This window comes from Paenibacillus urinalis, assembly GCF_028747985.1.
In the GTDB taxonomy this organism is placed as follows: Bacteria; Bacillota; Bacilli; order Paenibacillales; family Paenibacillaceae; genus Paenibacillus; species Paenibacillus urinalis.
Genome location: NZ_CP118108.1, coordinates 4,446,093 through 4,466,617 on the forward strand (window position 1 = coordinate 4,446,093; position 20,525 = coordinate 4,466,617).

At 48.5% G+C, this 20,525-nt stretch carries 21 protein-coding genes; all 21 read right to left on the bottom strand.

From position 1 onward, the window contains the following. Nucleotides 1–51 precede the first annotated feature (51 nt). A complete protein-coding gene (locus PUW25_RS20520; RefSeq protein ID WP_047913617.1) occupies nt 52–759 on the bottom strand; it encodes a glycosyltransferase in 708 nt (235 codons plus the stop codon). After that, nucleotides 756–1,703: an NAD-dependent epimerase/dehydratase family protein gene (locus PUW25_RS20525; RefSeq protein ID WP_047913616.1), complete on the bottom strand. Its 948-nt coding sequence runs from the start codon at nt 1,701–1,703 to the stop codon at nt 756–758. The genes PUW25_RS20520 and PUW25_RS20525 overlap by 4 nt, the downstream gene beginning before the upstream one ends. Beyond that, the gene (locus tag PUW25_RS20530) at nt 1,685–2,515 is read right to left on the bottom strand and encodes an SDR family oxidoreductase (RefSeq protein WP_047913615.1); all 831 of its coding nucleotides are present in this window, start codon (nt 2,513–2,515) and stop codon (nt 1,685–1,687) included. The genes PUW25_RS20525 and PUW25_RS20530 overlap by 19 nt, the downstream gene beginning before the upstream one ends. After that, nucleotides 2,512–3,498 carry a polysaccharide biosynthesis protein gene (locus PUW25_RS20535; RefSeq protein ID WP_047913614.1) on the bottom strand — a complete coding sequence of 329 codons (987 nt, stop codon included), beginning with the start codon at nt 3,496–3,498 and terminating at the stop codon, nt 2,512–2,514. Before PUW25_RS20535 ends, PUW25_RS20530 begins: the two co-directional genes overlap by 4 nt. Continuing rightward, nucleotides 3,491–4,582: a non-hydrolyzing UDP-N-acetylglucosamine 2-epimerase gene (gene wecB, locus PUW25_RS20540; RefSeq protein WP_047913613.1), complete on the bottom strand. Its 1,092-nt coding sequence runs from the start codon at nt 4,580–4,582 to the stop codon at nt 3,491–3,493. The genes PUW25_RS20535 and wecB overlap by 8 nt, the downstream gene beginning before the upstream one ends. Before the next feature lie 13 nt (nt 4,583–4,595). Then, a complete protein-coding gene (locus PUW25_RS20545) occupies nt 4,596–6,026 on the bottom strand; it encodes a glycosyltransferase family 4 protein (RefSeq protein WP_274337464.1) in 1,431 nt (476 codons plus the stop codon). 163 nt (nt 6,027–6,189) lie between these two features. Then, on the bottom strand, nt 6,190–7,326 hold the full coding sequence (locus tag PUW25_RS20550; RefSeq protein WP_052512252.1) for a CgeB family protein: 1,137 nt from the start codon (nt 7,324–7,326) through the stop codon (nt 6,190–6,192). A 22-nt stretch (nt 7,327–7,348) separates the two neighbouring features. Further along, nucleotides 7,349–8,419, bottom strand: a complete 1,071-nt coding sequence (locus PUW25_RS20555) for a CgeB family protein (RefSeq protein ID WP_081872723.1) — start codon at nt 8,417–8,419, stop codon at nt 7,349–7,351. A 264-nt stretch (nt 8,420–8,683) separates the two neighbouring features. Next, nucleotides 8,684–8,995, bottom strand: coding sequence for a hypothetical protein (locus tag PUW25_RS20560; protein ID WP_047913612.1), 312 nt, complete (start codon nt 8,993–8,995; stop codon nt 8,684–8,686). Between the two features lie 68 nt (nt 8,996–9,063). Next, nucleotides 9,064–9,351 (bottom strand): hypothetical protein, encoded by a 288-nt coding sequence (locus PUW25_RS20565; RefSeq protein ID WP_047913611.1) that lies wholly within the window; start codon nt 9,349–9,351, stop codon nt 9,064–9,066. Continuing rightward, nucleotides 9,351–9,674: an alpha-helical endospore appendage domain-containing protein gene (locus PUW25_RS20570; protein ID WP_047913610.1), complete on the bottom strand. Its 324-nt coding sequence runs from the start codon at nt 9,672–9,674 to the stop codon at nt 9,351–9,353. The genes PUW25_RS20565 and PUW25_RS20570 overlap by 1 nt, the downstream gene beginning before the upstream one ends. A gap of 23 nt (nt 9,675–9,697) precedes the next feature. After that, nucleotides 9,698–9,985: a hypothetical protein gene (locus PUW25_RS20575; RefSeq protein WP_047913609.1), complete on the bottom strand. Its 288-nt coding sequence runs from the start codon at nt 9,983–9,985 to the stop codon at nt 9,698–9,700. Nucleotides 9,986–10,238: 253 nt separating this feature from the next. Then, complete coding sequence (locus tag PUW25_RS20580) at nt 10,239–10,865, bottom strand: DedA family protein (RefSeq protein WP_047913608.1); 627 nt, start codon at nt 10,863–10,865, stop codon at nt 10,239–10,241. A gap of 219 nt (nt 10,866–11,084) precedes the next feature. Then, nucleotides 11,085–12,461 (bottom strand): glycosyltransferase family 2 protein, encoded by a 1,377-nt coding sequence (locus tag PUW25_RS20585; RefSeq protein WP_047913607.1) that lies wholly within the window; start codon nt 12,459–12,461, stop codon nt 11,085–11,087. A 31-nt stretch (nt 12,462–12,492) separates the two neighbouring features. Further along, nucleotides 12,493–13,524, bottom strand: a complete 1,032-nt coding sequence (locus PUW25_RS20590) for a GT-D fold domain-containing protein (RefSeq protein ID WP_052512251.1) — start codon at nt 13,522–13,524, stop codon at nt 12,493–12,495. A gap of 13 nt (nt 13,525–13,537) precedes the next feature. Next, nucleotides 13,538–14,269: a sugar phosphate nucleotidyltransferase gene (locus tag PUW25_RS20595; RefSeq protein ID WP_047913606.1), complete on the bottom strand. Its 732-nt coding sequence runs from the start codon at nt 14,267–14,269 to the stop codon at nt 13,538–13,540. 14 nt (nt 14,270–14,283) lie between these two features. After that, a complete protein-coding gene (locus tag PUW25_RS20600; RefSeq protein ID WP_047913605.1) occupies nt 14,284–15,030 on the bottom strand; it encodes a glycosyltransferase family 2 protein in 747 nt (248 codons plus the stop codon). Continuing rightward, the gene (locus tag PUW25_RS20605; protein ID WP_081872721.1) at nt 15,027–15,875 is read right to left on the bottom strand and encodes a glycosyltransferase family 2 protein; all 849 of its coding nucleotides are present in this window, start codon (nt 15,873–15,875) and stop codon (nt 15,027–15,029) included. The genes PUW25_RS20600 and PUW25_RS20605 overlap by 4 nt, the downstream gene beginning before the upstream one ends. A gap of 37 nt (nt 15,876–15,912) precedes the next feature. Continuing rightward, entirely contained in the window at nt 15,913–16,908 is a 996-nt protein-coding gene (locus tag PUW25_RS20610) for a glycosyltransferase family 2 protein (protein ID WP_238546471.1), read from the bottom strand. A 199-nt stretch (nt 16,909–17,107) separates the two neighbouring features. Then, nucleotides 17,108–18,118 (bottom strand): WIAG-tail domain, encoded by a 1,011-nt coding sequence (locus PUW25_RS20615; RefSeq protein ID WP_047913604.1) that lies wholly within the window; start codon nt 18,116–18,118, stop codon nt 17,108–17,110. A 14-nt stretch (nt 18,119–18,132) separates the two neighbouring features. Next, the gene (locus PUW25_RS20620) at nt 18,133–20,487 is read right to left on the bottom strand and encodes a hypothetical protein (protein WP_274337465.1); all 2,355 of its coding nucleotides are present in this window, start codon (nt 20,485–20,487) and stop codon (nt 18,133–18,135) included. Nucleotides 20,488–20,525 lie beyond the last annotated feature (38 nt).

Consider the following 20,525-nt stretch of genomic DNA (forward strand, 5'->3'; position numbering starts at 1 on the left):
TGTAGGAGATCACTCCTTTCTGGCAGGACCGTAAGAGAGCACTTATCATGGTTAGATCTGCGCTCTTATACGATCCTGATACTTGGATTTAATCATACTAATCTCTTGTGATATCGCATCGCCGTGACGCAGGGTGCCCATCCCCTGATGTCTGCGATATGCGGTAAGCGGCTCTATAATATAGGGCATCGAGTATCCTGCAAGCAATACACGGTTCCACAAGTCATAATCGTGGGTATACCGTAACGACTCATCAAACAAGCCGACAGATTGAAAAATAGATTTGTGAAACATTACAGTACAGCCATTCACCGGATTGCCCATCAGAAACATACGAAGCATTTCCTCTCTCGTCATGGGTGAAGTACCGGCCCGGTATTGGAGTACGTTTCCGTGCTCGTCGATAAAATTAAAATTGGTATGCGATATAGAAGCGCCTGTCTCCTGCATCATGCGGACTTGCGCAGCAACCTTCTCTGGATAGATGATATCATCAGAGCTCAGCCATACGACATATTCTCCTGTTGAATACCGAATCCCATGATTCAGCGCTGTCGCTGTTCCACCGTTTTGCTTGCCAAGATAATAAATATAGGGCATATAAGGATGAATTAGATCGGTATGCACCGTTGATCCATCATCAACGACAATGACTTCCGTAGAAGAGTAGGTTTGTTCCAGCGCGCTCTGAATGGCATGAGGAATATAAGGACAGTTAAAAAAGGGGATTACGATGGTAACTAAAGGCTGATCCTTCATGCAGCTCCTCCTCTCTCCTTATGGCGGGCATCATTAAGGATATCCTGGATAGACTTCGCAAAAGGAATTTGAGGCGCCCATCCCAACTCGGATAGTGAAGAGTGATAGGGATACGACTCGCTTGACGCTCCTCCAGGCCCGGAGGTTGGAGAGCCCCATACGACAGGCACCTCTCCGGCAGCTTGGGACAGCATGAGCTCAGCGACTTCACCAAGTGTTCGTTCTTTGCCGGAGACAACGGGATAAACGACGCCCGGTACTCCTTTTTGCAGCAATAGAACATACGCTGAAACTGCATCTCTTACATCGAGAAAATCGCGCCGATCTTCCGGCGAAGATAGCCGAAATGGATCAGGATTGCTCCCTCCTTCCGCAGAGGCAACATGCCGGGCAAGCAATGCACAGATGCCTGTGGAAGGACCCGGGCCTATTAAATTTCCAGGCTCCGCATATATAATGTGCTGCCGATATAAATGTGTCCATGCCAATGTAACGATCTCTTCGACATATTTGCTGAGGCTGTAAGGATGGGGAGGTGCAGGTGGACTGCCAGCCTTCGGTGTATATTTCAGACGGGAACCGATAACAACGATCCTGCAGTGAGGTACTTCCCGCAGCGCATCAAGCAAATACAGCGGGGACATCACATTCGTCTGGATCGTTGTCAGCGGATCAGACCATGAGGAGGGAACGGAATTCTGTCCTGCCAAGTGAAGCACATAATCTGGTTTCGTGCTCTGTATCAGCTGATGAACAGAATGCCGATCTTCAAGATCGCATCTGTAGACATCCGCCTGATCAGGAAGGACGACGCCGGAAGATCCACGAAGCACTGCCGCTACTTTCGCACCGAGGCGTGTTAACAGGTCTACCGCATGCCTGCCCGTAAATCCTGACGCGCCGGTGACCAGTACAACTTTATCCTTTAGCGAATTATCGTCCATTCCGCCAGCTCCTTCAGCATGTCGGAATACGATGGCATAGACCACTTTGCGTCCTGCCGTGTCACCGCCAAAGTCCGATCTTGAACCATTTTGCCGCTCGGCACAATGACCGTATCCGATGCCTGCCATATTTCTTTGAATAGCAGAAGCAGCTCATACTTCGATACCGGCTCTTCGTGTGCGAGGTGGATCAGACCGGAAGTGTCAGATTGCATATAATGATCCACTGCCTTGGCCAGCTCGAGTGTCGTTACTCCGTTCCATCTCACATTCGTATAGCCTTGCACGACCCCCTTCTGATTCAAGAACCAATGCATAAGCCCAATACCGTGTTTTCGTATTTCAGGACCAATAATAGAGGTTCGGATGGTAAGATGACTCGGAGAACGAACTTCTCCGAGTGCTTTGGTAATCGCATAGACTGAATCGCCGTCAGTAACCGCATCCTCTGTATACTGGCCTGTGCCATCTCCTTTGAATACACAATCTGTACTGATATGGATCATCCGTGCATGGATCTGATCCGCAAGAGCGGCAAGCCGGTGCGGCAGAAATCCATTCACATGATAAGCCTGAATAATGTCCCTATCCGCATGATGATTCAGGATACCTACGGCATTAATGATCATATCCGGGCGCACTGCCTTAACCAGTACATCTACGCTGTGAATGTCATTCACATCAAGGACCAGACTATGAGGATCCTTCTTATCACGTGACGTATAGAAGACAGCATGCCGGCCTTGCTTCTTGAAATATTGAACCAGCATATGGCCTGCCATTCCATGTCCGCCTACGATGAGTAATTTCATGCAAGAAACCCCCCGCGCTGCAGGATTTCACGGATTTCCTCTTTCGTCATCAGATTAAACTCGGAGCTGAAGCTGGAGAAGGTAACGGGCTCGGAGTCCTTGTATCTCTCCTTGAGAACCGGCAGATTTAGTGTCGGTAGAATAACGAGATATTGATCATCATAGACAACCGTAGTTCTGCTCTCGAACTCGCTCATCAGTATTTCATGAATCTTCTCCCCAGGACGAGTCCCACGTTCGACGATCTGGACACCAGGAACTCCTGCATCTTCAATGAGCACCTCGGCCAGATCTACAATTTTGCAGGTCGGCATGGTCATGACGAAGATTTCGCCGCCAACACTTTCGATAGAAGCCTTGAACAGGAGCGAAATGGCATCCCGCAGGGTGAGGAAGAAGCGCGTCATACGCATGTCCGTGATGGATACCATCCCTTTGTTGCGTATTTGATCCTTGAACAGATGCACCACACTTCCGTTCGTACCGAGCACATTGCCGCCCCGCACGGTAACAAACGCTGTGCTGCTATGAAGCAAGTTGGCATAAACGATTAATTTCTCACCGATTGCCTTCGTCATACCGTAGAAATTGGAAGGATTCGCCGCTTTATCTGTGGAGATGTAGATCACCTTTTTAACTTGATTCTCAACCGCTGCTTCAATAACATTTTGTGTACCTATAACATTTGTTTTTAATGCTTCATAAGGCTGATCCTCACACACAGGCACATGCTTCAGTGCTGCCAAATGGTATACATAGTCGATTCCGCGGCAAGCAGCAACCAGCGCATCCTTATCCCGAATATCGCCAATACAAAATTTGAGACGTTCATCTTCGAATTCACGGCTCATTGCCACCTGGCTTGATTCTCCCCGTGAGTACACAATGACCTCTCTCGGATTCATGGTTAATAGCTGGCGTATCAGTTCGTGTACCCATGATCCTGTGCCGCCTGTCACAAGGATTCGTTGATTTTCAAACATGCAGTTTCCCTCCAAGTAGAAATTTGACGACTTTATCCGATACATCCTGAACCAGGTATCCCTTCGGGCATTCCCAATTGGACTTCAGCTCTACCATCAGTGTCACCGATTCTGAGATCCGATCCGCATCGATTCCTGATACAATATTGCTCCCACAGTCAACGGTTTCCGGTCTTTCCGTTGTCTTCCGCATTGTCACGGTCGGTATGCCCATAATGCAGCATTCCTCCTGTACAGTGCCGCTGTCCGTCAATGCACATCTGGCGTTCATTTCAAGCATCAGAAAGTCAAAGAATCCGAAAGGCTCATAAAATTCAACAAGTGGATGCATCTCCAGCTTGAGATGCTCTTTAATTCTGGCTCTCGTTCGGGGATGAATACTGCATATAATACGCTGGCCATGCACTGCTGCAACCTTGTTTAAGCCCTCCATAATTTGTTCCAGATTGTGGGGTACGTCTACATTTTCTGCCCGATGAGCGGTGACAAGAAAATATTGCCCTGACTTGAGTCCCAGCTTCGTCATAATATCGCTGGCCGTCGTTTGTGCTTCATAGTGCTTCATCACTTCGTAAATGGGGTTACCTGTCAATACGATTCGCTGACTCGAAACACCCTCGCGTATAAGATGATGCTTGCTCTGTTCGGTATATGGCATATTAATGGTCGATATCGCATCAATGACCCGCCGATTCTTCTCTTCGGGTACATCCAGATCGAAGCAGCGATTACCTGCTTCCATATGCACGACCGGAATTCCCATACGCTCGGCAAGAATGGCGGATAATGCACTATTCGTATCACCCAGAAGCAGAATTTTGTCCGGCTTCTCTGTGACGAGGATGGACTCCAGCTGCTCGAACATTGCTGAGAGCTGGCGTCCCAGTGAGGCTGCCTTATCCTGTAATACATAATCAGGTGTTCGTAAGCCCAGTTCTTTGAAGAATTGACCGCTTAGACTTTCCGTGAAATTCTGTCCGGTGTGCACAAGGATATGTCGACTGGCATACTCATCCAGCTTGGGAATGATTAGACTTAGGCGAATGATTTCCGGCCTTGTTCCGAGCACTGTCAGTATCTTCATGTTACTTCCCTCCTTATCGAGCCTTGCGAGCTCGCTTTCTCTGCTTTCGTACCCCGAGCTTGGTTCGCAGGCGTTTTTTTCTAGTGATGGCTGTACTGCGTTTTTTGGTTTTCGCACGCGGTTTAGATTTCAAGAGGGGAGCTTGCGACCGCTTTGTTTTTTTTCTTCGTTTTCTTTTGGTTGGAGAAGGCTGATTAGCGGCTTGGTAAGCCTGCAGAGAGATTATGTTCCTTGCTGAATGCAGGTCAGAGAACCAATCGGGGAACAACGTGACCCACTGCTGCACCATGCTCGCGGTTCGCTTCTCATATGCTGCAGGTCCATACATCTGCTCAGCCTTGGAATGATTGTGTTGACCCGTCCGTGCAGATTCCTTCCGGTTGGTGATGAATGGGATCATCTTGGCGGCAAGCTCCTCTGTATCTCCCGGGCTGACAAGTAAGTGTCCATTGTCTACAGATTCCATCATTTCCGCGAGACCGCCCTGCTGAAAGGCAACAACTGGCTTAGCGAAGTACATGCTCTCAAGGGCCGTCATGCCAAACCCCTCTTTTACCAGGCTCGGAATGACTGCTAGATCCATCGCGCTGTATGCGCAGCTCACATCTTCAATGAAATCCGTGAATAAAAATTGATGAGCAAATCCTGACTGCTGAATTAGAGATATGCACTCCTCATAATAGGCCGTATCCACTGCTGTACCGATCACCCAGAACCGGGTGTGGGGGAATCGTTCGCATAACAAGAGCGCGGATTGAATAAAAGGCTTAAGACCCTTTGCTTCATATATAAATGAGGAAATATATCCGATACAAAAATGTCCGGGGGTCAGCCCCAGCGTCTTCCGCTGAGTCTGACGCAGACCTTCCCATTCATCTGGTGCGGCAAGAGCTTCATTCCAGGTAGGAGGCAATACAGTTAGTTTCGAAGGGATCGAGCTGTGCACAAGCGGCTCAGTAACAGCATGAGAGATGGCAATCACCCAATCACTATGCTCATCAATGAACTGTATAGCCTCAGCCGTGTAAGGATTGGTTTGAATGATTTCAGTGAGCTTCCAGATGGCAGGAATGCCAAGTATGCGGGCAGCCATTACCGGGATAACATTTACACAGGTATTGGAGACGATGAGGTGTGGATTTTCTTCATGAAGCAATTGCACAACTTCCTGGGAAGAAGGATGCTGCATTAACTCGGCAGCGTCCTCTCTCAGCTGCTCATAAGGAATATACATATAGTGGAGAAGCTCATAAGGCTGAATGATGACTCGGATCTCAGCCTCTCTTGCCATTCGAGCGATAATTCCTTCACAGGGTACAACCAGTACACAATCAAAATAGGATTCCATTTGCCTGCAGAAGCTGAGGAGCAGCTTCTCAGCCCCCGTGATACTCTGTGTACTGCTGATATGACTGAACAACATCAATTTAGGTTTAAGTGTCATAGAGTGTACAACCCTTTAGTTTCCACTGGATTACGGATATCAAAGGGTGCCTTCACCTCCTTTTTCCAGGTACACTATAACCACAATATATTCTGTATTTAAATATGACCGGCACGACAAATGAACCATACCATTCGTACAATTTCCACATCACTGTGCAAGCTCATCCGAATATAATCTGCAGCAGGCTGTTTAAGCGATGACTGTAGGTGTGTTCATTCCAGGTACGTTCGAATCCCCGAAGCGCAATCTCTCTTCTCTTGTCTTCATTTGCCAAATAAAATTCAATCTTCTCTATCATTTCGGTCGGAGATTCATACGTTTCGATCTCGACACCCGGGGTGTAGAACCGAATCAGGTCGGAGCGGGCATCTGTAAGCTGCAAGGTAGCACACGCGGATATTTCAAAGGTGCGGGGATTGGGGGATAGAGGAGGGATCTTAATGCTGTTGTTGTTCATCGAATCATCCTCATGTGAACGGTGCAGGTTCAGGACGATTTTCGTTCCATTGTACACGTCCCTTGTCTCTTCAGGACTCATCCAGCGATTGAGTTCAATTTGGCTGCGATACATTTCGTAATCGGGAAGTCGGTCCCACCATATCCCGTTAAACACTGTATTGTGAGACATGATCTGTGGAAGTACGGGATTAAAATACTGCACGCGGTTCCAGTAGCCAGAGCCGATGAAGCTGACATCTCTGCGGACAGCAGTCGGCGTCATGTTAGGATAATAGTGATGAATAAAGGCGCCGAACGGCAGATAATGCACCTCAGCACACCCATGATTACGATACATTTCAACACAGTTGAGCTCAAGTGTAAAAATATAATCATAATGTGGAGCAATGTTTAGGGTCATATCGGTATAATAAGAGTCATCCGTCAACCATACGGCGGTTCGAACCCCTAAGCCTCGAATTTGATCTACCACTTCCACAGGCAGGAACATTCCATCCAGTGCAAGCACAAGATCCGGCATAAACATACGTACTGTTTCAAGCGCAGATTCATCAGGATTCACAATGTGTACAGCGGAGCAGAGCGTCTGCAAGGTCTCAATAATCGCTTGATCAATCGGTGAGTAGGGAAAGCCCTTCCCTGAGGAGATATATACAACTTGAATGGGGCGAACCGGCAGAGGCTCCTGAGCCCGGCTCATCAAAAAATTGGCGCGCCCTCTCAAATAGCCGTCATCGAACCCTCTTTGAAATTGCTGTCTGTGCACAAGAGATTCGGAATTGTAGCCAAATCTTCTTGTTGAAGAAGCCTTTTTCTTTGGTTTCTGTCTCACAGCCACGCCTATCGTCCTCCTTTTGTTTTTAAACATGATTTAGCAGCATCTCAAGCCGGTGCTTCATGGTATGGCGCAGATTCGTCGTCATGAGACCTCGCCAGGCAACAGACAGACGCTCTTGTTCGTGCGTAAGATAATATTCCATTTTCTCCTGGAGGTCTTGTGCCGTATGAAAGGTCTCAATGTCATATCCCGGTCGATAATACAGCGTGAGATCATCTCGTACATCCGTCAATTGGAGCGTGCCGCAGGCACTGATCTCATACGTGCGGGGATTGATAGAGCCGCCCTGAATTTGATGGGTATTTCGATTATCTAATCCCGCTTCGCAAGGTCTGTGCATATTAATAACGATTTTGGCTCCATTGTAATAATTCACAGATTCAGCAGGCGGAATCCAGCCTGAGTGAATAAATGGACGAAGCAGCTCCAAATTGCTGAGCCGATCCCATTCCCCTCCTGCAATCATCACACGTTTGTTCTTCAAGTAAGGAGCAAGCGCATCGAACAAAGCGATTCGGTTCCAGAATCCACTGCCAATAAATACGATATCGTATCGATATTCCGGTGCGATTTGCCGCGGTCTGAACAACGAGGTATTCACTCCGAGCGGAACATAATGCACGTGCTCAGCACCCAGATTGCTGTAGAACGGTACTGTATTCAGCTCATGTGTAAACACCAGATCATAATGCTGGGAGATCGATGCTGTTTCCTCTGTAAAATAGGGATCATCGACAAACCATATGGCCGTTCGGATTCCGTGTGATCGAATCTCTTGTATCTGTGCAAGATGATCTTCGGGGAAGATATGAAGTCCATTTAACACGAGCACCAGATCAGGGGTGTGCTCTATAGCGCTCCGGGCCATTGCAGATCGATCTGCCACCACGCATTCACGAACAGAAGAGTTCAGTGCATCGATGATCCCTTCATCAATCGCATCAAAGCCCTGAGGAACATACATGACCTTCAGATCTCGAAGCACGGGAGTAAATGGCTGTGTTCTGCCAAGCACCGCTTCACATCCGCCATATCGTATCCCCTGCTCATATCCATCCTGATAACCCTGCAGCCTCCGCTTAGTCCTGTTCACCTCTCGTTCTCACCCTCGCCCAAGTGGTATAGTGTAATCACTTCTAACTATATGCCAGGGTGTCAAATGCATCATGGACCGTTGTCCTCACCTGTACAAATTTGGCTTTTGCCCCGAGTACATCTATCCTGATTTCTTACCTTAAGCCCAAGTTTCAAAAATAAAAAGGGCTTGTACCCTGCGTAAAAAAAAGAAAAACTGTCTACAAGTGACCGAAGTAATGTCGGCTTGAAAACAGTTTATGCCATTCAAAAAATGAAGAAATTATTGCGCCTCATAGGCCAGTTTATGTCCATCTTCGAATCCTTGAGCGAACCCGGCGTTGAAGCCTTCGCTGTATGCGTCTTTGTACTCCGGTGCGGCGATGGTTTCTCGTGGAGACTGGACACGTTTTTTGCGGAGCTGACGCTTCTTGCCCGCTGGAGATAACCGTTTCTTTACTCTCTTCTTGCTTGAAGTCATCTTGGTCAGCTTTTTCTTGGTCACCCCGGTGACCTTTTTCTTCTTTCTGACGGATGTAGCGCGGGCACCAGCCTTTGTACCGGAACCCGTTACCCTCTTTTTTTTTCTCTTCATATTTACTCCTCCTGTGGACTTAATCAACGATGAAACAGTTCACGGTATGACGAATTGAGCCGTACTGCTCACGTATTTCGGAGCAACACAAACGCTGTATCCTCATCAGGATACCAGGGGGGAGCAGGGCTGCCTTTCTTGATCGGCTCAAGTGAGATCCCATGGATGCTCTCTGCCATCTCCTGCTGACATTTGGCGATGAGGTCAATATGCTTCATTAACTGTGCTGCAGGAATGGCTGCCAGCTCATAGCCATCTGCTATCGTCTCCAGCATACGAGAAAGTGCAGTCTGGCTTCTCGCAATCGACTCCAGCAGGGCAAGCTTCGCCTCCCTCTCTCTCGCTAACAGGCTCATCACTTACCCACATCAAGATCCATCATAGAATCAAACGAACCGCCATCCTGCTCTCCTTGGCTTAACAAGGCCTTCAGATTGCTGTTCAGACCGGCTTCCATCCGATTAACTCCCTCAAGAAGCTCAATTAAATGCTCCTGCAGCTTAAGCGACATATTCAACTGCTCCTCATGGCTCTCGAATACTGCCCCGCTTAAATGATTAACAGACCAATTTCTTATCTTCTCCGCTTCCAGCGCCTTAGCCTCCAGAATCAGAGATATATTATGCTGCAGCTTAACGGCAGCGTCCATAATTTGAAGCATAGATTCCTCTCTGCTCATCACTCTCACCCGCCTTGTTGCTTCTATTCTTCATCCGATGCAGCCATTTCCCTAACGATATGCGTAATGGAGTCAGCAATCATCTCTTCCAAATCAGCCAGATTACCCAAATACGATACAATTCCGGCATTTAATTGTCCTGCTCCATCGATTAGTCCCTGCATATCGGTAAAATGCGGCAACATGTCCGGCATTACACTGATCATCTCTGCCATGCGCACATTCACATGCCGTTCCGCTTCCAGGACTCTTGCGACTTGATGATGGGCATGCGCTAGATGAGCGAGCACTTCATCGAGTTTTTGCTGCACTGGACCCAACCTCCCTCTTCAAAATACAACTCAAGATTAAATTCCGGCCTCATCAGCATTTGCCTTCCATAGCATATGCATGGCCCCGGAACTCAGTGCTTGTTAGACACGCTTGCCGCTGTGGATATTTTAAGGAACAATGATTGGCCATACAGGGAAGGTAAGGAGTCAGTATAAATAAAAAAAAGCACTGGATGCTCTCATCCAATGCTTGGTTGCTGGTTATATTTGGAATCATGGTGGAATCACCATCTTATTCTCGATTCTGCTGAGCTCTTCGGATTCTTCGAAGGATCCATCTTACCAGCTGGTACAAGACAAAGACAATTCCAATCAGAATAAGAGTGCGTGTCAGCGACTTCTCCACCATGTTGAATACCTGCTTCCACTGCTCACCGAAGAGATAGCCGATGAGGAAGAACACGGTCACCCACAGTGCCGTTCCACCATATGCATAGGTAGCTACGGTTCGATACGGAAGTCGAATAATGCCTATAAAATAGCCGATGAATTGTCTGACTCCCGGAACAAAAAAAACAAAAAGCAGAAGCTTGTCCCCATATTTGTCATACCGTTTTCTTGTTTTCTCAAGAAAATCCGGATGAATGGACAGCCACTTCCCAAACCGATCCACGAGGGGAGACCCAAATCTGTATCCGATCGCGTAGGTAATCGTCACTCCGAGACAGGCTCCAGTCAGTGCCAGCAGATAAGCCGGAAGCCATTCCAGCAGTCCCAAATAAACAAGATATCCCGTATATGTAAGCGTGCTGTTGCCAGGGGGAATCGGCAAAGCGATAAAGTCCAGAGGCAGGCCAATTAACAATACATAATAGCCGTATTGATCAAATAATCGTTCAACGACGTCAATTAAATTCATATAATCTCCTATATTCGGGCCCTAATGTTATTTTTGAGTAGACAATCAAGGGCAGCTACAAACTCACTACTGAAAATATTATTAAAATTGGAAACTATAATCAAGTTTAACCCTTCCAGGCACCAAAAAGCCGGACCCATGAGATCTACCCAGGGATCCGGTTTATTTATATTTTGACGAATATCCCCCTGACTCTAAACTATTACACCCTCATTCCATCTATAATATAGGGCTGATCAGCATAGGCGGTGCAATAATAGGAAGTCCTTGTGGAATGGATTGCAATTGTTCGGTCGTAAGCTCATAAATGTCTTGCTGATCAATTCCCCAGCACTCAGCTGCATGGGGTGTAATGAACAGCCTTCGCTTTCCATCCTTCAACTGAAATAGATGCTGTGCTGCCTCAGGACTGCTGTCAGTCACGATGCTTCCATCAGGGATCCCGATCGTCATCTTCCCGGCTTGCTGCTGCTGTAACTCTTCGGGTGTATGGAGCTGGATGATATCCCCGGTTGGAATGGACTGCAGCTCATGACGAGACAGCCGAACAGCTCGATTGAATACCGCTGCTTGATGCACATCCTGCAGCTCTAGAGGATGCTTATGGCCATCCTGTAACCAGTACAGCTTGCTGCCGCTCGTTTTGACCAATCTGCGATCAGGATAAAATTGATAGCTCGGGATGCCGCGCACTCCAAATTGTTCATACGCTGCACCATTCGTATGCCGCGTTTCCTGAATCAACTGATGCGGATTCCCCCATTTTGCCTCATAAAACTTCGCATTCCCATGATTGGTTTCTTCAAACTGTGAATTCTCTATGCTCTTCATGCTTACACTGCCGAAATGATGAATAAAGCTGTCTCCCGCGATGCAAAGTTTCCTCCCGGACAACCTGATACGAATCATCCAGTCATCATCCTCGTAATTGCCAATGCGATAACCTTCGTCCAGATATCCAATGTCATACAGCAGCTCTCTTCGAAACAATAAACAGAAGCCTACAAGACGATCTGTATATTTCCATTTACCAGGATCAGGCTTATTAAACCCCTCTGCAAAGGGAAGCATATCCTTCACATCGGAGTAGGGAACCTCTATTTGCTGCTCTCCACCAATATAATTGGTGACGGGTCCTACGGCAGCTATACCTGCATCACTGTCCAAACAGCTGAGCATGTTCGTAAGCCATCCCGGCGTCACCACAACGTCATTGTTCAAGATGACAATATATTGACCTCTGGCCATCATCAGACCATGGTTAACACCGCCTGCAAATCCCAAATTACGCTCCAGCACCGTGTATCGGACATTCAAGTCTAGAGACCGGAGGTAATCTGCCGTACCATCCGTCGATGCATTATCCACAACTACAATTTCATAAGGATGAGCGGTGTGAGTCTGAATGCTGGCTATACATCCTTTCAATAGATCCATCTGATTATAGGTAGGAATGACGATACTTGTTCCTTCCATCCACTTGCCGTATGAATGAATACCATGAGTCTTACCTTGATCGTACCCTTGTTGAAAGCCTTCCTGAAACGAAATCACTCGCGGCGTCTTCCGCATCTGCTTCTTGGTCTTTCGGTTCATCCTTGTCTTACCTCCTTCAAGAACAGCTGCATCACTGCTGACTCTCCTGTATCATTTGATCCGCTAGATGACCGATATCAATGGCGACTTTTTTATCTTCACTCGCTATGCGCTGACAAAGAACAACCGCAGGAACTCCAGCAGCGATTAAACAAATATCAAATTCATACCTGCGGCACTCCTCTAACACCCGCTCGATATCTTCAAATCCACGCACCGGGCTGACACTGCCAGTAACATTTACACCCTGCTTCCTCATCAAATCCGCTGTTTCTGCTGCTCTGTTTCCGATAAGAAGGACACGCTGCTCAGCAAGGATTGGCAGTAGCAGGCCATGATGATGCAGCTGGTAATTAATGAGTGAGGAGGTCAGCCGATTCTGCGTTAAGCTCCAGCCGTAATGCCGGCTTACGGCAAACAGCAGCATCTGGAATTCGGGCCGCCTGGACATGGGAACCCCCACATAATCCGCCTTCATGATGGAGTCCAGCAGGAGACTCTGAACAGAAGCATCAGGTAAAGGCACCCCTGCATAAGGTAGAAATGCCCCTAACTCATGGGCTTCTGTGCTGGAGATTACCGTCCCATAAGCTAGGGTCAGCAGCTCGCCGTCTCCCAGCCGTACAAGCGAAAAAGACCGGCGTTCATCCAGCGCCGACCGAATCTCATCCGCTACCTGTTTACTGTCTGTAATCTCAAGCATCTCGGCTTGATGCTGCATGAGACCTGACTGAATGAGAGCTTCGGCTGTAATTCCCGGCAGTATTCTTCCGCTTGGAATGAGCCGCTCTACAATTGCCTCCCCACCGTGGTACATTCCCTCTTTATACCCTGCGGCATAAGCCTTCTGAAGCGGACCCTCATGATCAAGCGGGAGCGGAGCCTGCGGTTGACGCGGATGTTTGTGCCTCTTAGCATTGGTTTTTTTCCTCATGGCCGGCTTTAATTTGGATCCCTTTTTTCTGGCAGAAGCCTTATTCTTGACGGAAGACCTCTGCCGTCTCTTCTTCGCGGCGTGAATGACTGCCAGCCCGACATGATCCAGCTTCCTGCTTCGCTCCATATGGATTGCTCCCTTAGGGTAAGATCTTCTTCATCTGAATGGCTGCATCCTGAAGAGATTCGAATGTCCCGGCATCACTCCAATAACCGGAGAGAATATCGTACTCCAAGCCTTTCGCTCTGGCATAGGCATTGTTCACATCCGTAATTTCGAGCTCTCCCCGGGCAGAGGGAGATATGCCTGAAATAATATGGAATACATCCGCATCATATAGATAAAACCCAGTTACGCTGTAATTTGTCTCTGGATGCTCCGGCTTCTCTTCAATATATGAAATAAGCTCGCTATGCTCGGGATCAAATACAGGTACCCCATATCTTCTTGGATCATCGACTTCCTTCAGCAGCACTCTGGCTGTTCCCAGCTTCTGTTGCTTAAATGCGGTGACAAAGGGAGCAAGATCATCTGCAAACAGATTATCTCCAAGCAGAACAGCAAACTTCTCCTGCGGTAAAATAAACCCCTTGGCTAAATCCAGCGCCTCTGCAATTCCACCTGCTTCTTCTTGAATCCGATAGGTCAGACTCACCCCATACCCGGCTCCGCTCCCGAGAAAATCGGTATAGAGCCCAGCAGACTGCTTGCTAATAATAAGCATAATGTCTGTAATCCCTGCTTTGCGCAGTGTTTCAATTCCATATACAATCATCGGGTACTTGCCCACAGGGAGCAGATGCTTGCTCAGCAGCTGAGTCAAAGGATGAAGACGCGTACCCTTGCCTCCTGCAAGAATTATCCCTTTCAATTTCATTCCCCCTTCTATATAAATTGAAGTGGATCCACTTGCCATTTATCCATAAACAGCTGATGATTCCGCTTCACTAGCTGGCTCAGGCTGTCCTCACCTGATTTTCGAAAACTCGCACTGCCCTCATGGTGCACAAGTGTATCTCCACAGACAAGCAGCCTGTATCCGGCAAGCCTAGCCCTGTAGCAGTAGTCATCGTCCTCATAATGACCCGGGCTGAACCGTTCATCCAAATAACCGATCTTCTCCAGCAATTCCCGCTTGAACAAGAAGCACAGTCCAACGATTCGAGGAACCTCTACCCAGCGTGAAGGATCATGTTCATTATGCTCTGCTGCAATATCTAAGAACTGGGCTTTGGAGTCAAATGGGATCTCCACCTGTTGTATGCCGCTTGCATAGTTTGTGACTGGACCTGTGATACCGACAGCAGGATCACTGAACAGCCCCTGCTTAAGCTGAACCAGCCAATTTCGCGTCACGGTCACATCATTATTTAGCAGCAGCAGGCTGCTTCCCCTGGCGATACGCAAGCCGCTGTTGCATGCCTTTGGAAATCCCCGATTCTCCGGAAGAGAGATCACTCTAAGACGCTCAGATACGCAGTACTCGTAGGTTCCATCCGTAGAACGATTATCTACGACAATGATTTCGTAGGGTTCCTCTGTCCATTTTCGTATCGAATCAATGCAGCTTCGCAGCAATTCAAGACCATTGTAGGAAGGTATAATAATGCTGGTTATCTCCTGGATATTCATGGCGCATTTCTCCAACTGGCGACGGCCGCTCTATATTGAGGAGAAGGCTCTCCCATCCCTGTGCGGGCTTGAAGACATTGCGACAACGCTTCAATATGGTCACCAATAATCATGCGCTCCACATCGTTGCCCTTGCCCGTATTGTCTTTTCTAAGACGATTGCCCTTTATCACATTCACTTTGCTGACTGCCTCTACCTTCATTCCTTTTGTACAAGCCAGCATCTGTGCCACGGGAGGCACCATCAGACTCTGATACCCAACCTCACTGATACAGCGGCTGGATAAGGCATGAGGTACTGCGACAAGCGAATTTGCCGCAAGATCCCTCCGATCGAGCACCGAATTTAAGTAGGTCTTCATTCGTGTGACGTCATCCTGATCTGGAAATGCAGGAATATAGGAGGTTAAGTTATTCAACGCCATATCCACGCCTCGATCGACGGCCGACAGAAACGGGGCCAATCGCTCCGCCTTAATCACGATGTCTCCGTCCGTAAACAGGACCATATCAGAAGTCGTAAGCTCTGCTCCGATTGCGCGTCCGACATCGTGCCCTACTCGGTCCGGTTCATGCACAATAGTAACAGCCGGAAACTTTCGAGCGATCTCATAACTGTTGTCTCTGCATCCATTTAACACAACCACGATTTCCTGCAGGGGAAGACGACTCAGCTCCTTCAGCACTCCTCCGAGAGTTCCGGCCTCATCCGATGCAGAAACGACGGCAGAAGCTGAATTCTGCAAGGTTAAATGTAATGGTGCTGAAGCAGACAACTTCCTCTTTTTGCCTGGTGATTTTGACTTCCTGCTCTCCGGCTTCTTCAGCCCGCGCGAACTCTTCATTCGTACAGCCATCCTTCTCGTCCCCATCCGGTTCTGCTCACCTCGCTCTTACCAAGTGCCTTGCCCTGTGGAGATCCGTAAATCCGCCGCGGCTTCCTTGATGCAGCGTTAGCCAGCGAACAGCTTCTTCATGATCTCTTAGAACAATGCCGGTCAATAGGTCTTGGTTATGTTGATCCTTTCTTCTTAGCGGATTTAATCTCCCAACAGGCACGCGATGGACGGCTTTGACGAGAAGTCCCTGCTTGATCGCCATGGACTGAGCTAACGGAGGTATCTGTAATGCCCCTTCCTTGAGCATTTCAAATGCAGTTCTGCTGATCGCATGCGGCACGGCCGTCATGGAGGCTCCCTTCAAATCCGATCGACCGAGCATGGTATTCAGTGCGTGCTTTGCTTCCACGACCGGATGAACCGGCACTGTACGAACGGGGCCATTATAATCGTTCAATGCAATATCGATTCCGGACAATACAGCATTAACAAAGGGCTTCAATTCCTGAGCAGGGATCAGCATATCCCCATCAATGAAGAGCAGCACCTGCCCTGCAGCTGCATCGGCACCGATTTGCCTTCCGACATCATGACCGAGAGCTTCTGAGTAAGTGATAATACGAGCTCCTGCTGCTATGGCTCTCGCTTCTGTCTGATCCGTAGAACCATTGACAACAACGATCACTTCCGTGGAAGAATGGATTCTCTTTGCTTCCCGAATGACGCGGGCAATCAATGCTTCTTCATTCATTGCAGGAATTATGACAGAGACTACTGGCTCATGAATGACAGATTCCTGTCCCTCAGGTTTCAGGTGATTACGATCTGATTGCTCAGCGATCAGCTGAGCTGATTCGACCGAATTTCGGGATGTTGTCCGGCGATTTTTAATCGTTCGTTTGGTTAATCGACGCTTCTTCAGCGGCTTTATTTTTCCGGTTTGCTGTATATGGCCTCCCTTGTCAAGCACCCGTTTCTGGCTACCGGACCGGCTGGGAGCTTTTGAGCTTCGCTTCATTTTTCGATTGTTATCTCCCACCGTATGTCCTCCTTCTACCTTCTTGTCAGGCATTGCTTCTATCAAGGAGTATTCACGTATAGCATATGCACTCAGATGAGGAGAGCAACGGCTTCTGTCCTTGCTGTCTTCACTGGATCCTCACGAGTATATAAAAACAAGCAGTGCTCTCCCGCTGACACGCGTTCAGGGATTGCACTGCTTATTAACTGAAATGGGATTACGGCTGGGTGCCAAGAGCTATCCAAGATACAGTGCCGTAATCACTGCTGTCCCCGCTCAAACGTCTAATTTTGAGCAATACGGAATCTTTACGCTGCTCAATCACACTGACTTGGAAGTCTGTCGTATTGCACATGGCGACGAATACATAGCCTGCGGATTCAAACTCTTCCTCTAAGGAGACTACCACTTCTTGCTCAGCTGCTTCTTCCTCTTCAAAAGCAATAATATACTGCCCAAACTGCTGTGTAACCGGCTGCTTCGATGCCGAACGTACCGGAGTAAAGCTCAAGTGCTCCGGACACAGTGCTCCTTTTGCAACATGCTGACCTTCAATCACTCGTTCCGCCAGCTGCTCGCCTGTAATCGATCGTGATGCAAGAACTGTAGCCGGAAGGCTCTCTTCAGCCAGCTTATCGCCTGTGATGCTCTTATCTCGAATCAGCTCGGCACCTATTGCCCCCTCCTCGATATGAGCACCGCTGATGCTGCGAAGCCGAATATGGTAAGGAAGAATGGCACCTTCAAATATATGTCTGGATTGAATGGACGACTGCTGCAAATGATTGGAGCCAATGATCTCAGCCTGCAGATGTGAACCATTAATGGATAATGGCATCAGATGCTCCCATGAGATGGAGGATATACCATAGTGCTCATGCTGAATCAGACCCGGCGTAAGATGCATGGACTGAACCGCTTCACTGGCAAGATGGGCACTGCCGATTGCACCTTCTTCAATAAGTCCAGATGTGATGGACAGCGCCTGAATATGTTCTCTTTCAATCGTTCCAGGCTGAATATGGTAGGAAGAGATCGAACCTGGAGCCAGGTGATGCTCGCGAATAGCACTGTCCTGAACATGCCCTGAACCGATCGCAGCTTCTACAATATGCAAGCCTTGAATACTGCTATGCTCTAAATGCTCCGTGGATATGGCAGCTGCCTTTATATGATGGCGGTCGATAATCTGCTCCTGAAGTGCATCCTCATTAATGGAAGCGTTCATCAGATGAACCTCGCCTATACTCGCACGGGCAAGCTTGCGTCCTGTGATCGTCTCATCAAGAATCCATTACCTTGTCGCAGATCACTGGCCAGATGCTCGGCTGTAATGGCGCTTTTCTTGAGATGATACCCCTGGATGCTCCGCTCTGCCACATGCTTGCCGAACACGGATTCATTCGCAAGATGAGTATCAAGAATGGATTGGGGGGCAATTTTGTCAGACGTAATCGCATTCGCCTGGATCGACTCATGAGTGATGGATCCTGGATATATGTGTCCGTTCAGCACACTGTGCGCTGCTAGCTTCGTTGCGGTTACACTGCTGTCCGCGAGCTTCGCTCCGGTCACGGCCAGATTGGCCAGCTTATCGGTCGAGACACTTTCGGGCGACAGCTTGAGCGACGTAACCGCATAGTCTGACAGATGCTGCGGAAGCACGGCCCCATTTTTAATCAGCTGATCGGTTATACTTGCCTGAGCAAGATGCCTGGTGTTAATGCTGTTGTCTGCTATTGCAGCGGAGAGGATCGAGCCTTTCTTCAGATGAATGCTGTCGATGGAATCGGCAGCAATATGCCCCGTATGAATGGCCTGCTCTTGAATGACCTCTCTGCCGACACTGCCGGGCGTCAAATGAATATTCTGAATAGACTTCTCTGCAAGATGCTCACTGCGAACCGCATTGTCTGCAATAATTCCACTATCTACCGACCCTGTTGCCAGCTTAGATTCAGTTACACTCTTGTCGGCAAGCTTATCCGTAGTAACGGATGAGATTTGCAGATTCTTCGTATTCACGGCGTTATCACTCAAGTGCAGGTGCTGAATACTGCGTGGTGAGATCGCTGTGCTGATGACAGATTCAGGTCCCAAATGCTGTGCTTGAATCGTACTGTTACCGATGTGTGCTGACTCAATGGCCTCCTTGGTCAAATGCCAAGCATAGATAGAACCTGCGGACAGATGAGCAGAGCCTACTGCTCCCCCTGCAATATGTCTCGTATGCACGGCCTGGTCTGCAATTTTGGCTGCGAGAATGCTCTGGTCCGCAATCTTGGAAGAAGTCACGGCCTGCTCAACTAGCTGGGCCGTGCCCACGGATTGATCACTTAGCTTCGTGGTGCTTATAATCCCATCCGCCAGGTGATGACCCAAGATTTCGGACTGTCCAATTTGCTCTTTGCCGATGGCCCCTTTCAGAATCTGCTTCGCACCAATGGTCTCTTCCGCTATATGCATCCCGGTTATCGCTTGCTTCTTAATATGTGCTTCTCCGACTGCCCCTTCAGCTAGCAGATCGGCATCAATAATCTTCGCAGACAAGTGCTGCTTGCCAACAGCTCCCTCCGCAAGATGCTCAGAGGTTATGCCTCCCTGAACCACGTGCTGTGCAAGAACGGCACGATCCTCGATTTTTCCAGAGGTTACAGCTCCATCTCTTATCTTGCGTGAGGTTACGGCATCATCGGCCAGCTTGGAATTATGAACGGCTCCATTCCCCAGCTGTCTTGTTCCTATTGCGCTACCTGCAATCTTCTCCTGTGTAATGGATTCCTCCTGAAGCATTTCACTGGAAATGATCAGATTGGCGAGGTGCCGTGTACCGATGGATCCATCCGCGATCTTGTCTGCATCGATACTCTGGTCACTTAATTTTCTGGAAGTGATGCTGCCGTCCTTGATCTTGCCGCCTGTTATCGACGCGTCCTTTACCTTCTCTCCCGAAATCGCTCCATTGACCAAGTGCTCATCAAGTACAGAAGCTTCGGCCAGCTTGGAGGACACAATAGCCCGGTCCGCAATATGAATGGCAGTAACCGCATACTCCTGAAGAGCTTCGCTGCCTATAGCCCCCCGTTTAATATGTCCGCTGTTGATGGCATACGGAGCCAGCTGTGTACCTGTTACGGCATGCTCGCTAATATCCTCCGTGTAGATAAAAGCTTCTCCTCCCGGCATCTGTTTCTCTGCCAGCAGCTCTTTCTTCGCAGTGATCAGCTGGCTGTGACTGTGTGGCGTATCTTGTATTATATTCATTACCGGGCTATGGTCTGTCTCCTGCTGCAGCGTTTGATCTGACGTAGTAATGGGTGATGCCTGGGCGATAGGGGCTGCCTGGGCTGTTTCCTCTTCTTGAACAGGCTCGGGTACAATTACCGCACTCGCAATAGAAGCCTTCTCCTTGGAGGCAGGCTCTTCTAAGACGGTGGATTCAGCCTCAGCTTTTAATTTACTCTGCTGCCTGGCCTTAGCTCTCTCCCTCTCTGCATTTAACTGGTCCAGCAGTGCAAGCTCACTCGTATCGGGGTCTATCCCAAAACGATGTTTGGCTGCATTCTGGCTCGTTTTGAACTTCCCTCTTTTTTTCAAAACCGCTCGCTCCTTTATGACAAAACAGTTGTTTTTCC

What these genes read in the sequence shown, in the direction of transcription:
- PUW25_RS20585 (WP_047913607.1), bottom strand. Translation starts at nt 12,461, where the DNA reads ATGAACCGAAAGACCAAGAAGCAGATGCGGAAGACGCCGCGAGTGATT.
- PUW25_RS20580 (WP_047913608.1), bottom strand. Translation starts at nt 10,865, where the DNA reads ATGAATTTAATTGACGTCGTTGAACGATTATTTGATCAATACGGCTAT.
- PUW25_RS20520 (WP_047913617.1), bottom strand. Translation starts at nt 759, where the DNA reads ATGAAGGATCAGCCTTTAGTTACCATCGTAATCCCCTTTTTTAACTGT.
- wecB (WP_047913613.1), bottom strand. Translation starts at nt 4,582, where the DNA reads ATGAAGATACTGACAGTGCTCGGAACAAGGCCGGAAATCATTCGCCTA.
- PUW25_RS20600 (WP_047913605.1), bottom strand. Translation starts at nt 15,030, where the DNA reads ATGAATATCCAGGAGATAACCAGCATTATTATACCTTCCTACAATGGT.
- PUW25_RS20545 (WP_274337464.1), bottom strand. Translation starts at nt 6,026, where the DNA reads ATGACACTTAAACCTAAATTGATGTTGTTCAGTCATATCAGCAGTACA.
- PUW25_RS20590 (WP_052512251.1), bottom strand. Translation starts at nt 13,524, where the DNA reads ATGGAGCGAAGCAGGAAGCTGGATCATGTCGGGCTGGCAGTCATTCAC.
- PUW25_RS20560 (WP_047913612.1), bottom strand. Translation starts at nt 8,995, where the DNA reads ATGAAGAGAAAAAAAAAGAGGGTAACGGGTTCCGGTACAAAGGCTGGT.
- PUW25_RS20605 (WP_081872721.1), bottom strand. Translation starts at nt 15,875, where the DNA reads ATGAAGAGTTCGCGCGGGCTGAAGAAGCCGGAGAGCAGGAAGTCAAAA.
- PUW25_RS20535 (WP_047913614.1), bottom strand. Translation starts at nt 3,498, where the DNA reads ATGTTTGAAAATCAACGAATCCTTGTGACAGGCGGCACAGGATCATGG.
- PUW25_RS20565 (WP_047913611.1), bottom strand. Translation starts at nt 9,351, where the DNA reads ATGAGCCTGTTAGCGAGAGAGAGGGAGGCGAAGCTTGCCCTGCTGGAG.
- PUW25_RS20570 (WP_047913610.1), bottom strand. Translation starts at nt 9,674, where the DNA reads ATGAGCAGAGAGGAATCTATGCTTCAAATTATGGACGCTGCCGTTAAG.
- PUW25_RS20530 (WP_047913615.1), bottom strand. Translation starts at nt 2,515, where the DNA reads ATGAAATTACTCATCGTAGGCGGACATGGAATGGCAGGCCATATGCTG.
- PUW25_RS20615 (WP_047913604.1), bottom strand. Translation starts at nt 18,118, where the DNA reads ATGAACGCTTCCATTAATGAGGATGCACTTCAGGAGCAGATTATCGAC.
- PUW25_RS20525 (WP_047913616.1), bottom strand. Translation starts at nt 1,703, where the DNA reads ATGGACGATAATTCGCTAAAGGATAAAGTTGTACTGGTCACCGGCGCG.